Source organism: Streptomyces flavotricini (assembly GCF_020639365.1).
Lineage (GTDB): Bacteria > Actinomycetota > Actinomycetes > Streptomycetales > Streptomycetaceae > Streptomyces > Streptomyces flavotricini.
This window is the reverse complement of sequence record NZ_JAINUL010000001.1, coordinates 1234579-1249175: the sequence shown is the minus strand read 5'-3', so window position 1 is coordinate 1249175 and position 14597 is coordinate 1234579. Positions and strand designations below refer to the sequence as shown.

Genomic DNA, 14597 nt, shown 5'->3' with positions numbered 1-14597 from the left:
GATGCGCTCCCCCCTCCGGCCGGCCGCAGCCGCGGTCGCCGGTCTCCTCGCCACCCTGCTGCTCTCCGTGCCCGCTCCATCCGCCGCGGATACCGGCAGTGCCGCCGCGACACCCGTGACGATCAGCTCCCCCGAGCTGTCCGTCAGCGTCGACGGAGGCTTCCCCCGGGTCGTCGGCTACACCCGGCGGGCCACCGGGGACGTCCTGAACGGCAACGAGGACCCCCTCTCCACGATCGTCGTCAACGGCACCACCTACACCCCCGCCGTGACCGCCACGCCCTCGGCCTCTGCCGTGGACTACGCGCTGTCCTTCTCCGGCGTGACCATCAGGTCCCGCCTCTCGGTGACCGGTTCGGTCGTGGAGTTCAAGGTCACCGCGATCGAGGACACCGCCGCCCTGCGCGTACGCAGCCTCGCGATCCCCGACCACACCCTCGTCAGTGTCCGCAGCGACCAGCCCGGGGCCGCGCTGGCCACCGCGAACATGCACACCGCCACCACCGGTACCGGGGACACCTTCACCCCCGTCACCGCGAACACCCCCGTGGACTCCGCCGCGACGACGGTGATGTACGGGCTCGCCAACACCGCCGAGCTGGCCGCCGCCCTCGACTCCAACTCCCTCTACGACACCCCGTCCGGCGGCACCGCCCGGGAGAACGGCCGGATCAGCAAGCGGGTGACCGACAAGGGGTCCTACCGCCGCGCCGGACTGTGGAGCGGAGCCTGGCTCTACCGGGCCGCGGGCGCCGCCGACACCGACACCGAGCCGCTCCCGTACGTGCGGATCGCGATCACCGGGGACCGCAACGGCGACGGAGCCGTCGACTGGCAGGACGCCGCCGTCGCCTACCGCGACATCTGGACCCCGCCCACCGGCTGGCAGCGGACCGCCGACCGGGTCGTACAGCGAATCCCCTTCAACTTCGCCTCCCAGGCCACCCACCCCTTCGCCGAGACCCTCGACGAGACCAAGCGCGTCAGCCTCGCCACGGACGCCCTCGGCCAGTTCGTCCTCCTCAAGGGCTACGCCTCCGAGGGCCACGACTCGGCGCACATGGACTACAAGAACATCGGCTCCAAGCTGGGCGGCGCGGCCGACCTGAACGCCCTCACCACCGCCGGACACGCCTACAACGCCGACTTCGGCGTCCACGTCAACGCCACCGAGGAGTACCCGGTCTCGGCCACCTTCGACCCGGCCCACCAGAGCGGGGGAACGGGCTGGGACTGGCTCGACCAGTCGTACTACGTGGACACGCGCAAGGACGGCCAGTCCGGCGAGCGGCTGAAACGGCTCCAGGACCTCAAGGCGGCCGCACCCGGGCTCGACTTCCTGTACGTGGACGTCTGGTACGGGGACGGGTACGTGTCGCGCAAGCTCCAGCGCGAGATCGGCGGACTCGGCTTCCAGCTCGCCACCGAGTTCCCCAACACCCTGACCGAGCAGTCCCTCTGGCACCACTGGGCCACCGACATCAACTACGGCGGCAGCGACCTCAAGGGCATCAACTCCACCATCGCCCGCTTCATCGCCAATCACGTGAAGGACGACTGGATCGCCGCGAACCCGCTCCTCGGCGGTGCCGAACTCACCGCGTACGAGGGCTGGCAGGGCCAGAAGGACTACACGGCCTTCCTGAACACCACCTTCGCCGTCAACCTGCCGACCAAGTACCTCCAGGAGTCCCCGATCGTGAAGTGGACCTCCGACACGGTCACCCTCGCGAACGGGACCACGGCCACCACCGCCGGCGGCCTCCGGACGATCACCACCGACGGTCGCACCGTCCTCAGCGGCGGCACCCATCTGCTCCCGCGCGACGGGAAGCTCTACCACTGGAACGACAAGGGCGGCTCCACCACCTGGACGCTGCCCAGCGGCTGGTCCGCGCCCAGGCTGTACCGACTGACCGACACCGGACGGCAATTGGTCGGGGACCTCGCCGTCACCGGCGGCCAGGTCACGATCAACGCCACGGCGAGGACCGCGTACGTCGTCACCAACGGCGCCGCACCCGCGCAGACCGACCCGGAGTGGGGCGAGGGCACCCCGGTCAAGGACCCCTCCTTCTACGCGGGCGAGCTGAACGCCTGGACCGTGACCGGGACCGGCGCCGCCGTCACCCGCAACGCCCAGGGCCAGAACGAGCTCACCCTGGCCGCCGGGACCGCCCCCGCCGTCTCCCAGCAGCTCACCGGCCTGAGCCCCGGCACCTACGCCGCCTCCGTCTGGGTCTCCACCCCGACCGGCCGCGCGACCACCCTCACCGTCGATCCGGCCGGCGGCGCCACCGCATCCGTGTACGCCGACTCCTCGACACTGACCGACAGCCTGGGCGGCAGCGAGAAGAACGGCACGAAGATGCAGCGGATGAAGGTGCTCTTCGACGTACCGGCCGGGCGGTCGACGGCCACCCTCGAACTGTCCGCGGCGACCGGCTCCGGCACGGTCCACCTGGACGACGTACGGGTCGTCCGCTCGGCCCGCACCCCGCTCGCCGGCCACTGGTTCACCGAGGACTTCGAGAACGTGGACGCCGGCTGGGGTCCCTTCGCCTTCGGCGGCGCCGGCGGCTCGGCCACCGACCCGCGCACGCACATCGCCCAGCGCAACGCCCCCTACACCCAGGCGGGTTGGAACGGAAAGCTCGTCGACGACGTGATCTCCGGGCAGAACTCGCTCAAGTCGCACGAAGAGCGCCAGGGGCTGGTCTACCGCACCCTCCCGCAGACACTGCGGCTCACGCCCGGCCACGCGTACAAGGTCGCCTTCGGTTACGAGAACGGCTTCTCCGGCGATTACCAGTTCGTCACCGGCTCCGGTGGCACCGAGTCGGCCACCGCGCTGAACCAGGCGCGGACACCCACCACCTTCACCAAGACCTTCACCGCCGGCGCCGACGCCTGGATCGGCATCCGCAAGGTCACCGCCGAAGGCTCCCACGACGAGGCCGACTTCATCCTCGACGACCTCGCCGTCGACGACCTCGGGCCGGCCGGGGGCGGTGAACTCCTCGTACCGCAGACGCAGATGAGGGTGAAGGCCGTCGACAGCCAGGAGACCGCCGGCGAGAACGGCCGCGCCGCCAACGTCCTGGACGGTGACCCCGCCACCATCTGGCACACCGAGTGGTACGCCGCCACGGCGCCGATGCCGCACGAGATCACACTGGATCTGGGTGCCTCCTACAACGTCTCGGCGCTGCACTGCCTGCCCCGCCAGACACAGAGCAACGGTCGCATCGGCGACTACCAGCTGTTCACGTCCACGGACGGAGTGAACTGGGGGGTCGCCGCCGCGACGGGCACCTTCGCGAACACCACCGCCCGGCAGGACGTCCCGTTCACCGCCAGGACCGCCCGCTACGTCAGGCTCAGGGCCACGAGGGAGGTGGCCGGAAATCCCTGGACCTCGGTCGCGGAGCTCAACGTCGGCTATCTGCCCTGAGGCCGGGGCATCGACTGCTGCCGGCGGAAGCGGACGGGCGCCATGCCCACCCGGCGGCTGAACAGCCTGCTGAAATACGCCGGATCCTCGTACCCGACCCGCCGGGCGATCCCCGCGACCGGCAGGTCGGTCCGGGCCAGCAGCTCCTTCGCCCGGCTGAGCCTGATCCCGAGGAGGTACTCCTTGACCCCTTCCCCGGTGCTGCGCCGGACGGCCCCGCGCAACTCGGGCAGGGGTATCCCGAGCCGGGCCGCGTGCTCGGCCACCGAGATCGGCAGCAGCGCGTCCCGGGCCAGCGCGTCCATCACCGCGTCCCCGTGCCGGGACACCTCGGCGCGGGCGTAGCGCAGCGCCACGAGCAGTCCGTGCACGGCCGCGGCCGCCTCCACCTCCAGGAGCGGGCCGCCGCGCCGGGCGGCCCGTACGATCCCGTCGACCACGTGCCGTACGCCCTCCGTCCCGCTCAGCGGCACCAGCGGGTGCTCGGGGGTCACGTAGCCGAGGTCGGTGTACGCCTCCACGCTGCGGCCCGCGAAGTCCACGAAGCACTCGTCCCATCCGGTCTCGGGGTCCGGGCCGTAGTGGTGCTCCACGCCGGGGACCAGCCAGAGCAGGGCGGGCGCGGTCACCGGCTGCGGCGCGCGCCCGGCGTGGCTGAACCAGCCGCGCCCCCGGGTGACGACCACCGCGACGTGGTGGTCAAGGGCCCGGGGTCCGACCACCGGCAGCAGGCCCTGCTGGACCCCGACGCCGAGGCAGACCAGGCCGAGCCTGCGGTGGTTGGCGGTGGGGGAGAAGTAGCGCATCCAACTGCTGTACGGAGGGCTGCTGCACGGGGGGCTGCTGTACGGGGGCGTCGGCATCTGCGGATTGTGATCCACGGGGCCGGGCGCCCTCAAGGGCGCGCGGGGGCCCGGTCCTTGCGGTCTCCCGTCGCGGGGTGCGGAGCCCGAGGGGGCGTCTTGTCGATCGGGCCGGATCAGGGAGCGGTGTCTGGTGCGTGCGATCGCAAGGCCGAGGAGGGAGTCGACGCGGAGCGTCGGCGAGTGACGAGAACGCCGCGAGCGTGCGTGCCAGACACCGCGAGCCCGGCCTGATCGGCAAGACACCCCCCAGGGCCAGCCCGGCGACCACCACGACCAGGCCGAGCCAGACCGGCGGGCCCGGCATCCCGCCGCCGGAGAGGGCCCCGATGGCGGCCGCGGCGAGGGGCGCGACCCCGGTCAGCAGCCCGGCCCGGCCGGCGCCCACGGCGGCCACCGTGCGGTACCAGAGGAGGAAGGCCACGGCGGTGACCATGACGGCGAGGTACCCGGCGGCAGCCCACCGGGCCGGTCCCAGGGCGAGCAGATCGGCCGGACGCTCGGCGATCAGCATGAGCACCGCCAGCATCACGGCCCCCAGCCATACCGCGTGGACGGAGACGCCCCACGGACCGTGGCGCCGCAGTACGGGTACGGCGAGCAAGGTGAACGCGGCCTCGCAGGCCAGCGCCAGCGCGGCCCAGGCCACCCCGGCGGCGTCGGTGCGCCCCGTCCCCTCGACGAGGACGGCCCCGGCGACGACCACGACGGCCGCCACCAGGATCCGGCGGCTGGGCCGGCGGCCCTCCAGCAGCGGGCCGAGCACCCCGAGCAGGACCGGTGCGGACGCCACCGCGACGGCGATGACGGCCGGTTCGGCATGCGCGACCCCGCGGACGACGGCCACGTTGAACAGCGCGAGCCCCGTGGCCGCGATCCCGGCCAGCCACAGCCACTCCCGGCCGCGCGGACGCAGGATCGGCACCCGGGCGGCGCGGGCGAAGGCGAGGAGGAGCAGGGCGGCGGCCGCGTAACGGACGGCCTGGGTGGCGAACAGCGGGGCGTGGACCAGGGAGCGCGAGACGGTGACGCTGCTGCCGACCAACACCATGCCGAGGGCGCCGGGCGCCAGAGGAGCGAAGGTGTTCATGCGGTCCACCCTCTGCAAGCATTGGTCCTGTGAACAGGGCCAATGAACATCACTGTGAGGGGTCCGAAAGCAGCCGCCCGGCGGGCGGATCCGACTTCCTCCAGCTGGACCTGCGGGAGGTGGCGCCGGGCGGCCGCACGGAATGCCTGACGGCCCGCATCCGCTCGGCGATCGCCGACGGCACGCTCCCGCTGGGCAGCCGGCTCCCGCCGACCCGGGTGCTGGCGGCGGAGCTGGGCGTCTCCCGCGGGCTGGTCACCGAGGCCTACCAACGCCTGGCGGACGCCGGCCAGATCCAGGGCAGCGGCCGCGCGGGCACGACGGTGGTGGCCGCCCCCCTGGCGCCGGACCTCCCCGACGCCGCCCCGCCCGCCCGGCCCGCGGCCCGTTCCGACGGCCCGGGCGGCCCGTTCGGGGCGGGGGACGGCGGGGCGCTCGTCGACGCCCTGCGGGCCGTGCCGTGCCGGATCGACCTCTCGCCGGGGGTGCCCGACCTCACCGCCTTTCCGCGTACGGCCTGGCTGCAGGCCGAGCGGCGCGTGCTCGCGGCGCTCACCCCCGGCGACTTCGGCTACGGGAACCCGCAGGGCGCGCCCGCGCTGCGGACGGCGGTCACCGGCTGGCTCGCCCGCAACCGCGGGATCCGCGCCGATCCCGACGAGGTCGTCGTCGTCGCGGGCGTCGCCCAAGCGCTGGCCCTGGTGGCGCACGTCCTGCGCGAGGGCGGCGTCCGGAAGGTCGCGGTGGAGGATCCCGGCTCGCTCGGGGCCCGACAGCAGCTGGAGTACGGCCGGCTGGAGACCGTGCCGGTACCGGTGGACGGGGGCGGCCTGGACACCGCCGCGCTCCGGGCGAGCGGAGCCCCCGCGGTGCTGCTCACCCCCGCGCACCAGTTCCCGACCGGGGTCGTGCTCGACGGCGAACGCCGCCGGGAACTGCTCGGCTGGGCGGCGGCCGGGGGACTGGTCGTCGAGGACGACTACGACGCCGAGCACCGCTACGACCGCGCACCCGTTCCCGCGCTGCGTGCCCTGCTGCCCGAGGGCGTCTGCTACGCCGGGAGCGTGTCCAAACTGCTCGCCCCCGCGCTGCGGCTCGGCTGGCTGCTGGTCCCGCCGCGCCTGCGCGAGGCGGTGATCGCCGCGAAGCGCTACGCCGACCTCGGCAATCCGGTCCTGGCCCAGCTGGTGCTGGCCCGGCTGATGGACTCGGGCGAGCTGGAGCGCCACCTGCGCTTCGTCCGGCGCCGCCACCGCCGCAGGCGGGACGCCATGCTCCGGGCGGTCGCCGCGCACCTGCCGGGCGCCCGGGTCCACGGCGCGGCGGCGGGTCTGCACCTGATGGTCACCTTCGACGGCGCGGCCTTCGAGGACACCGCCCTCGCGGCCGAGGCCCTGGCCCTCGGGGTCAAGGCGCACCCGCTGTCCTGGCACCGCATCCGACCGGGCGCCCCCGGCCTGGTCCTCGGTTACGCGGCGAGCCCCCCGGGCGAGCTGGAAGAAGGCGTCGCCCTCCTCGGCCGCGCCCTGTCCCGCCTGCGCTGACCACGGCGGAACGGGCACCGCCTCCCGGCCCCGCGAGCGCGGGCGCCGGGCACCCGGCGGGTCGGTTCGGACCGGCCCCCTCCGGAGGCGGTGAAGCGGAACTTTATGCTCAGGTTCATGCACCACGCGTCCGTCCCCGACATCACCGTGATCATCGCCGTCTACAACGCGATGCCCTACCTGAACGAGTGCCTCGACTCCGCGCTCGGGCAGAGCCTGGGGGCCGAGCGGCTGGAGGTCATCGCGGTCGACGACGGCTCCACGGACGGCAGCGGCGCCGAGCTGGACCGCTACGCAGCCCGGTACCCGCAGGTCCGGGTCCTGCACCAGCCGAACTCCGGAGGCCCGGGCGGGCCCCGCAACCGGGCCCTCGACCTGGCCAGGGGCCGGTACGTCTTCGTCCTCGACGCCGACGACTTCCTCGGCCCCCAGGCCCTGGAACGGCTCCTGGACATGGCCGAGACGCAGGGCAGCGACGTGGTGCTCGCCAAGCAGGTCGGCCTCGGCCGGACCGTGTCGGAGAAGGCCCACCGGCACGCCGAGGAGGCCGCCTTGCACACCTCCGAGGTCTACCGTTCGCTGCACTCGGCCAAGCTGATGCGCCGCCAGGTCATCGAGGACGCCGGCCTGCGCTACCCGGAGGACCTCTGGTACGGCGAGGACCAGGTCTTCGTGACCGAGGTGTTCCTGGCCGCCGGCAAGATCTCGGTCGTCGGCGACTACGACTGCTACTTCCTGCGCCGCCGCGACGACGGGCAGAACATCACCGCCCGCCCCCGCACCGCGAGCGAGACGGTGGCGCACATCGAGCGCGTCATGGCCCTGGTGGCGGAGCGGGTCCAGGATCCGCTCGGACGGCGCCGGATGCTCGGCCGGCACTTCCGCAGCCTGCTGCGCACGGCACTGCGCCCGGCCGTCGAGGCCCGCCACGAGAACCCCGGCTTCACCGCCGAGGTGTACGAGCGGGCGCGAGCGCTCGTGCAGGCGTACTGGCGCCCGGAGATGGGCGGCGAGCTGCCGCCGATCGACTGGATCCGGCTGTACGCCTTCGCCTGCGGCCCGCTGCCCGCCTTCGAGCAGCTGATGGAGTACGACCCGGCCCTGGAACCGGCGCGGGAAATCGTGGACGACGGCCGCGTGTACCGCTGCTACCCGCTGTTCCGGGACCCCGCGGCGGGTCTGCCGGACGTGCTCTTCGACGTGACCGACAAGCTCAGGACACACCACCGGCTCTCGTCGCTGACCTGGCCGGGCGGCGGCCGCGTACGGCTGACCGGGCACGCGTACATCCAGTCCCTCGGGACCGGCCGCATGCAGAGCGAGCTGGTGCTGCGGGCGCGGGAGTCGGGCGCCGAACACCTCGTCCCCCTCCTCGCCCGACCGGCGCCGGAGCTCACCGAGCAGAACCCGGAGCTGATGATGGCCGGCTTCCTTGCGGAGCTCGACCTGGCCACGCTGGCCGACGGCGGGCCGATACCGCCGGGCACCTGGGACTGCTTCCTGAACGTACGGGCGGACGGGGTCACGCGCACCGTCCGGCTCGGCCGCCGGCACGCCCCGGAGCTCGACCGCACGGCCCGCCGGGCCAAGGTCCTGGCCCGCGACCCGGGCGGCGCCACGGAACTCGCGGCCGCCGCGTTCTTCACCACGTACGGAAACCTCAGCTTCGAGGTGGTCCGCAGGATCCCGCTGCCCACGGCCTGAAAAAATTCTTCGGAACCGGCGGCAACCTCCCGGGGGGTCGCGCGTCGTGCGGGGGTGAAGGGCGGCATTCCGAGCCCTGCACCGACTGACCCGACCGTGGAGAACCACTGTGATGAACCTGAAGCGCGTCCCCTCGACCGTCCGCCGGGCGGCCGTCACCGCTGCCGCCGCCGGGGCGGTCCTCGCGCTCGCCGGTCCCGCCTTCGCCGCCCAGGGGGCCTCGGCCACCCCGTCGCCCGTCCCCAGCGCGCCGTCGAGCGCCACGCCGACCCCCTCGCGCAGCGTTCCGCCGACCGCGACCCCGAGTGCCAAGCCCACGCCCTCGCGCAGCGTTCCGCCGACCGCCGAGCCGAGCGTCCAGCCCACGGGACGGCCCAGCGCGGCGCCCAGCGGGGCGCCCACCGCGGCCCCTTCGCCGGCCGGTGACGAGCTCGCGCATACTGGCTCCTCCGCCACCAACACCGCCATCGGGGCCGGGGCCGCCGTGCTCATCGCCGCCGGCGCCGGAACCCTGTTCGCCGTCCGGCGCCGCGCCAACGGCTGAGAACCCGGGGATCCAGTGCTCCACCTCGCAACACCCGCACCTTCCGCACGCCCCGTCATGCTCGGCTTCGGCCGGGCGTGGCGGGGCTCGTGGTCGTGGCGGGCCTTGTGGTCGTCGGTGCTGCGCAGCGAGCGCGCCACCCCGCGGCCCGCCCGGCCGTACGGGCACGGGTACGGGCACACGTACGGTCAGCAGGCCGCGTACGACGGCGACCTGCGCGGGGAGGCGCCGCAGCCCACCGTCACCGAGCTCTACCACGCACACAGGCTGCGCATGGTGCGGCTGGCGGTGCTGCTCGTCGACGACCTGGCCACCGCCGAGGACGTGGTCCAGGACGCCTTCACGGCCCTGTACCGGCGCCACGGGGAGCAGATCAGCGAGGTCGACAACGCGCTGGGCTACCTGCGCACCGCCGTCGTCAACACCTCGCGGTCCGTGCTGCGCCGCCGCCGCACGGCCCGTGCGTGGACCCCGCCCGCGGCGGCGGACATCCCGTCGGCGGAGGACCACGTCGTCCTCGACGAGGCACACCGCGAGGTCCTGGCCGCGCTCGGCCGGCTGACCCCGCGCCGCAGGCAGGTCCTCGTACTGCGCTACTGGGCCGAACTGAGCGAAGCGGAGATAGCGGCCACCCTCGGGATCAGCCGGGGCTCGGTGAAGTCGAACGCGAGCCGGGCCCTGGACGCGCTGGAAAAGATTCTGGAGGGACGGATATGACGCACGGCGAACGCCCCGTCGAAGGCCGGCTGCGCCAGGCCCTCGACGCTCGTGCGGCCGGGATCACCGTCCGCGACCTGCGCCCCGCGGAGCCGCCGGGTCTGCACGCCCGGCTGCCCATCGCGCGGCTGCGGCTGAACCTGCGCCGGTTCGCGCTGCCGCTCGCGGGACTGGCCGCGGCCGCCGCCGCGGTGACCGGGTACCTCGTACTGGCCCCGGACCCCTCCCCGGCCCGCCCGGTGCCGCCTGCCTCGCCGCCCGAGTTCACCGGACCCGGGCCGTCTCCGGACTCCGGTGCGGGGACCGGCGGCCCGCATCCGTCGGTGAGCCCGTCCCCCTTCCCCTCCCGGCCCCCCGCGACCCGCTCGGCGCTCGAGCCGACGCCGACCCCGACCCCGTCGGGTGGGCGCTCCGCGGCCCCGCCGTCGAGGTCGCGGCCCCCGTCCGCCGTCCCGTCGTCCACGCCGCTGCCCTCCTCCTCACCGCCGCCGAGCGCGGCACCGTCCAAGAGCTAGGGCGCTGCTTTGCGGACACCCGGGCCTGGCCCGGGGCCCACGCCCACGACCTAAGCCCGGGTGTTCTCCACCGCCGCGACCAGCGGGGCGAGTTCGGGGTTGCGGCCGGCCTCGGCCAGTGCCTCGCGCAGCGCGGTGTCGTTCGTCGGCCGGGCGGCGGCCAGCAGGGTCAGACCCGCCTCGCTCACGTCGGTGTAGATGCCCCGGCGGTCCGTATCGCAGATGTAGCGGTTCAGCAGCCCGCGGTCCTCGAGCCGGCTGACCAGCCGGGTGGTCGCGCTCTGGCTCAGCACCACCGAGTCGGCCACCTGGTGCATCCGCAGGTGGCCGCCCGGGCCGCTGTGCTGCCGGCTCAGGACGTCCAGCAGCGAGTACTCGCGCACGCTCAGCCCGTGGCCGGCCTGCAGGGCCCGCTCGATGTGCGCCTCGATCCGCCCGTGCAGCAGGGAAAGGGCGCACCAGCCCTGGGCGAGGCCGGTGAGTGCGCTGTCGGTGGCCGTCATGGCTGCTCCCTGCTCCTTCACACCGCTTCCGGTGTTCCCGTCCCCGCGTTCCCGCGGGCGCCCTCCCAGGATAGGACACTGCCGCAATAGCCCGCGCTTGCAATTAGCCCGCGTCTGCAATTAATGTGGACGCACGTAAGCGGCGACGGCAAGTGCCGCGGACTGCACCACCACCTCCCCCTTGAAGGGCACCCCCTCATGCCTCTCGCACTTCTCGCCCTGGCCATCGGGGCCTTCGGGATCGGCACCACCGAATTCGTGATCATGGGCCTGCTCCCCGAGGTCGCCGCCGACTACGGCACCTCGATCCCCACCGCCGGCTTCCTGGTCACCGGCTACGCCCTCGGCGTCGTCCTCGGCGCCCCGCTCATGACCGTGCTCGGCACCCGCGTCCCCCGCAAGCGCATGCTGATGCTGCTCATGGGCCTGTTCATCGCGGGCAACGTGCTCTCCGCGCTCGCCCCCGCCTTCGGCGTCATGCTCGCCGGGCGCGTCGTCGCCTCCCTCGCCCACGGGGCCTTCTTCGGCATCGGCTCGGTGGTCGCCGCCGGGCTCGTCGCCCCCGAGAAGAAGGCCGGCGCGATCGCCATGATGTTCACCGGCCTGACCGTGGCCAACGTGGTCGGCGTCCCGCTCGGCACCCTCGTCGGCCAGACCCTCGGCTGGCGCGTCACCTTCCTCGTCGTCGCCGCCCTCGGCGTCCTCGGTCTGCTCGGCATCGCCAAGCTGGTCCCCGAGCTGCCCCGGCCCGAGGGCGTCCGGATCCGCCACGAGCTGGCCGCCTTCCGCAACGTCCAGGTGCTGCTCGCGATGGCGATGACGGTCCTCGGCTTCGGCGGCGTCTTCGCCGCGATCACCTACATCACGCCGATGATGACCAACGTTGCCGGATTCGCCGACTCCTCCGTCACCTGGCTCCTCGTCCTCTTCGGCCTCGGCATGGTCGCGGGCAACCTCATCGGCGGCCGGTTCGCCGACCGTGCCCTGATGCCGATGCTGTACGCGTCCCTGGGCGCCCTGGCCGTCGTCCTGGCCGTGTTCACCCTCACCGCCCACAACAAGATCGGTGCCGCCGCCACCATCGTCCTGATCGGCGCGCTGGGCTTCGCGACCGTGCCGCCGCTGCAGAAGCGGGTCCTCGACCAGGCCGCCGGCGCCCCGACGCTGGCCTCCGCCGTGAACATCGGCGCCTTCAACCTCGGCAACGCGCTCGCCGCCTGGATGGGCGGGCTCGTCATCGCCGCCGGCCTCGGCTGGACCGCCCCGAACTGGGTCGGCGCCGCGCTCGCCGCCTCCGCCCTGGTCCTCGCCCTCGTCTCCGGCGCGCTGGAGCGCCGTACGGCCAGCCGCCCGGGCACCGACGGCCGGGCCGCCACGGCCGGAGCCCACGCGTCAGCCCCCGTGCCCGCCCACCACTGATCAACCACCCCTCGTACGGCAGCCCCGTACGGCACACCCCGCACCCCGATCCAGGAGAACCCGCATGTCCGCCGCCACCACCCCCGCCCGCACCGCCGTCACCCCGCTGACCACCGAGGACGCCGAACTCCTCCTCTCGGCGGCGCGCGCCGCCGCCGAGCGGGCCGGGGTCACGGTCAGCATCACCGTCCTCGACGCGGGCGGGCACCCGCTCGCCTTCCGCCGCGACGACCGCGCCGTGCTGATATCCGGCGAGACCAGCACCCGCAAGGCCTTCACCGCCCTCCAGCTCGACGCCCCGACCGCCGACCTCGTCGACGCCGTCCGGCCCGACGGGCTCTTCCACACCCTGACCACCGCCCTCGACCGGCCGCTGCTGTTCATCGCGGGCGGGCTGCCGGTCCACCGCGACGGCCGCCTCATCGGTGCCATCGGCGTGGGCGGCGGCGCCCCCGACCAGGACCACGGCTTCGCCGCGGCCGCCCTCGACGCGCTGGTCTGACGCTCCCGACCCGGCCCCGGGTCGCGCGTCCCCGTCCCCCGTGCCACTTTGGTACGGGGGACAGGGGTGCACGATGCGAAAGTCCAGTCAGGTCCGGTCCAGGCAGGTCCGGCGCGGCCACGTCATCGCCACGGCGGTCGTGGCGACGCTGGTCTCCCTCGCCGTGCCGGGGTGCACGGCCGCCTCCGACGAGGCCCGCAGCCCCGGGGACACCGGTACCACCGGCTCCACCACCCCCGCCGGCACGGCCTCCGCGCGCAGCGCCCCGCCCCCCTCGCCGACCCCGTCGTACGCCCTGTCCACGGCCCCGCGCACCATTCCGGCCGTACGGGAGCACACCCCGGCCCGCGGCCCGGGCTGGAAGCCGGCCGCCGGCGCGCGTGTCGTCGTACCGCCCGCGCACGCGGCCGCCCTCGCCGACGAGGGAAAGCTGCTCGCCGACGAACTGGGCATGGGCTTCGCCGAGACCGCCGACCCGCGTCCCGGAGACGTGGGGCTGGCCCTCGGCGCCAAGAACTCCGGACCGCCCGAGTCGTACACGCTGACCGTCCAGGGCGGCCGGGTCAAGGTCACCGGTCCCGACGAGGCAGGGGTCTTCTACGGCACGCGCACCCTCAAACAGGCGGTGAAGTCCGCGGGTTCGGCCCCCGAGGGCACCGTGCGCGACGCCCCGGCCAAGCCGCAGCGCGGCCTCAACCTGGACATAGCCCGCAAGAACTTCACCGTCGGCTGGATCGAGAACGAGCTGCGCCGCATGGCCGACCTCAAGCTCAACCAGCTCGGCCTGCACTTCTCCGACGACCAGGCGTTCCGGATCCAGTCCGACACCCACCCCGAGATCGTCTCCACGCCCCACCTCAGCAAGGCCGACGTCCGGCGGATCACGGCCCTCGCCGCCCGCCTGCACATCGCGGTCGTCCCCGAGCTCGACTCGCCGGGCCACCTCGGTGCCGTGCTGCGCGCCCACCCCGCCCTCCAGCTGCGCGACGTACAGGGCAGGGCGGTGAAGGGCGCCGTGGACATTTCGAACCCGGCCTCGGCCAAGCTCATCGACGAACTGCTCCGCGAGTACCTGCCCCTGTTCCCCGGCGGTTTCTGGCACCTGGGCGCCGACGAGTACCAGGCGCTGGTCTACCGCGATCCGCAGGCCTCCTTCCCGCAGCTCGCCCGGGCCGCCCGGCAGGAGTACGGCCCTTCGGCGCGGATCCAGGACCTGGCCGAGGGCTGGCTCAACGACCGCGCGGACGTGGTGCGGCCGGCGGGCAAGACGCCCAAGGCGTGGAACGACGGCTTCTTCACCGCGGGAGTGGTCCAGGCGGCCAAGGACATCCAGGTCGAGTACTGGACGGGCAAGGAGAACGGGGCCCGGCCGCCGCTGGAGTACCTGCGTGAGGGCCGCAAACTGGTCAACCTGAACGACGAGTACCTCTACTACGTGCTCGGCCAGCCGAACCAGTTCACCTACCCCACCGGCAAGCGGATCTACGAGCAGTGGACCCCGCTCGTGCTGCGCGGCACGACCCCGGTGCCCGAACGGTACGCGGCGCAGGTCCTCGGCGCCCGGCTCGCCGTGTGGGCCGACCTGGCCGGAGCCCAGACCCAGGCGCAGGTCGCCGAGGGGATACGGCTGCCGCTCGCGGCGCTCGCCCAGAAGGTCTGGGACGCCCGCCCGCCGCAGCCCGCCTGGACGGAGTTCAAGGCGCTCGCCGACCGGCTCCAGCCTCCGGGCTGACCCGGCCGGA

General features: G+C 73.9%; 12 protein-coding genes. 9 read left to right on the top strand and 3 right to left on the bottom strand.

Annotation, left to right across the window (positions count from 1 at the left end; all coding sequences use genetic code 11):
• Nucleotide 1: 1 nt before the first annotated feature.
• Nucleotides 2–3454: an endo-alpha-N-acetylgalactosaminidase family protein gene (locus K7B10_RS05965; protein ID WP_229334889.1), complete on the top strand. Its 3453-nt coding sequence runs from the start codon at nt 2–4 to the stop codon at nt 3452–3454.
• On the opposite strand, the gene K7B10_RS05960 is transcribed toward K7B10_RS05965, so the two are convergent.
• Complete coding sequence (locus K7B10_RS05960) at nt 3442–4260, bottom strand: helix-turn-helix domain-containing protein (protein WP_229334888.1); 819 nt, start codon at nt 4258–4260, stop codon at nt 3442–3444. The two genes, K7B10_RS05965 and K7B10_RS05960, sit on opposite strands and share 13 nt — an antisense overlap.
• Entirely contained in the window at nt 4154–5407 is a 1254-nt protein-coding gene (locus K7B10_RS05955; RefSeq protein WP_229334887.1) for a DMT family transporter, read from the bottom strand. The genes K7B10_RS05960 and K7B10_RS05955 overlap by 107 nt, the downstream gene beginning before the upstream one ends.
• Nucleotides 5408–5436: 29 nt before the next feature.
• Between K7B10_RS05955 and pdxR the strand changes: the two genes are divergently transcribed.
• From pdxR to K7B10_RS05930, 5 genes are all read left to right on the top strand, one after another.
• Nucleotides 5437–6951, top strand: coding sequence for a MocR-like pyridoxine biosynthesis transcription factor PdxR (gene pdxR, locus K7B10_RS05950; protein WP_229334886.1), 1515 nt, complete (start codon nt 5437–5439; stop codon nt 6949–6951).
• Nucleotides 6952–7068: 117 nt separating this feature from the next.
• Complete coding sequence (locus K7B10_RS05945) at nt 7069–8655, top strand: glycosyltransferase family 2 protein (protein ID WP_229334885.1); 1587 nt, start codon at nt 7069–7071, stop codon at nt 8653–8655.
• A gap of 112 nt (nt 8656–8767) precedes the next feature.
• A complete protein-coding gene (locus K7B10_RS05940) occupies nt 8768–9199 on the top strand; it encodes an LAETG motif-containing sortase-dependent surface protein (RefSeq protein WP_229334884.1) in 432 nt (143 codons plus the stop codon).
• A 15-nt stretch (nt 9200–9214) separates the two neighbouring features.
• Nucleotides 9215–9916: an RNA polymerase sigma factor gene (locus tag K7B10_RS05935; RefSeq protein ID WP_229334883.1), complete on the top strand. Its 702-nt coding sequence runs from the start codon at nt 9215–9217 to the stop codon at nt 9914–9916.
• Nucleotides 9913–10431, top strand: coding sequence for a hypothetical protein (locus K7B10_RS05930; protein WP_229334882.1), 519 nt, complete (start codon nt 9913–9915; stop codon nt 10429–10431). The genes K7B10_RS05935 and K7B10_RS05930 overlap by 4 nt, the downstream gene beginning before the upstream one ends.
• 50 nt (nt 10432–10481) lie before the next feature.
• On the opposite strand, the gene K7B10_RS05925 is transcribed toward K7B10_RS05930, so the two are convergent.
• Nucleotides 10482–10934: a MarR family winged helix-turn-helix transcriptional regulator gene (locus tag K7B10_RS05925; protein WP_229334881.1), complete on the bottom strand. Its 453-nt coding sequence runs from the start codon at nt 10932–10934 to the stop codon at nt 10482–10484.
• 198 nt (nt 10935–11132) lie between these two features.
• Here K7B10_RS05925 and K7B10_RS05920 point away from each other — a divergent pair, with 198 nt between their 5' ends.
• The 3 genes from K7B10_RS05920 to K7B10_RS05910 all read left to right on the top strand — a co-directional run bounded on the left by K7B10_RS05920 (nt 11133) and on the right by K7B10_RS05910 (nt 14587).
• Nucleotides 11133–12353 (top strand): MFS transporter, encoded by a 1221-nt coding sequence (locus K7B10_RS05920; protein WP_229334880.1) that lies wholly within the window; start codon nt 11133–11135, stop codon nt 12351–12353.
• 64 nt (nt 12354–12417) lie between these two features.
• On the top strand, nt 12418–12855 hold the full coding sequence (locus tag K7B10_RS05915) for a GlcG/HbpS family heme-binding protein (protein ID WP_229334879.1): 438 nt from the start codon (nt 12418–12420) through the stop codon (nt 12853–12855).
• A gap of 73 nt (nt 12856–12928) precedes the next feature.
• Nucleotides 12929–14587, top strand: a complete 1659-nt coding sequence (locus K7B10_RS05910) for a beta-N-acetylhexosaminidase (protein WP_229334878.1) — start codon at nt 12929–12931, stop codon at nt 14585–14587.
• Nucleotides 14588–14597: the final 10 nt, after the last annotated feature.

Excerpts from the sequence above, each read along its gene's own strand:
- K7B10_RS05965 (WP_229334889.1), top strand. The coding sequence starts at position 2 with ATGCGCTCCCCCCTCCGGCCGGCCGCAGCCGCGGTCGCCGGTCTCCTC.
- K7B10_RS05960 (WP_229334888.1), bottom strand. The coding sequence starts at position 4,260 with ATGCGCTACTTCTCCCCCACCGCCAACCACCGCAGGCTCGGCCTGGTC.
- K7B10_RS05955 (WP_229334887.1), bottom strand. The coding sequence starts at position 5,407 with ATGAACACCTTCGCTCCTCTGGCGCCCGGCGCCCTCGGCATGGTGTTG.
- K7B10_RS05945 (WP_229334885.1), top strand. The coding sequence starts at position 7,069 with ATGCACCACGCGTCCGTCCCCGACATCACCGTGATCATCGCCGTCTAC.
- K7B10_RS05940 (WP_229334884.1), top strand. The coding sequence starts at position 8,768 with ATGAACCTGAAGCGCGTCCCCTCGACCGTCCGCCGGGCGGCCGTCACC.
- K7B10_RS05930 (WP_229334882.1), top strand. The coding sequence starts at position 9,913 with ATGACGCACGGCGAACGCCCCGTCGAAGGCCGGCTGCGCCAGGCCCTC.
- K7B10_RS05925 (WP_229334881.1), bottom strand. The coding sequence starts at position 10,934 with ATGACGGCCACCGACAGCGCACTCACCGGCCTCGCCCAGGGCTGGTGC.
- K7B10_RS05920 (WP_229334880.1), top strand. The coding sequence starts at position 11,133 with ATGCCTCTCGCACTTCTCGCCCTGGCCATCGGGGCCTTCGGGATCGGC.
- K7B10_RS05915 (WP_229334879.1), top strand. The coding sequence starts at position 12,418 with ATGTCCGCCGCCACCACCCCCGCCCGCACCGCCGTCACCCCGCTGACC.
- K7B10_RS05910 (WP_229334878.1), top strand. The coding sequence starts at position 12,929 with ATGCGAAAGTCCAGTCAGGTCCGGTCCAGGCAGGTCCGGCGCGGCCAC.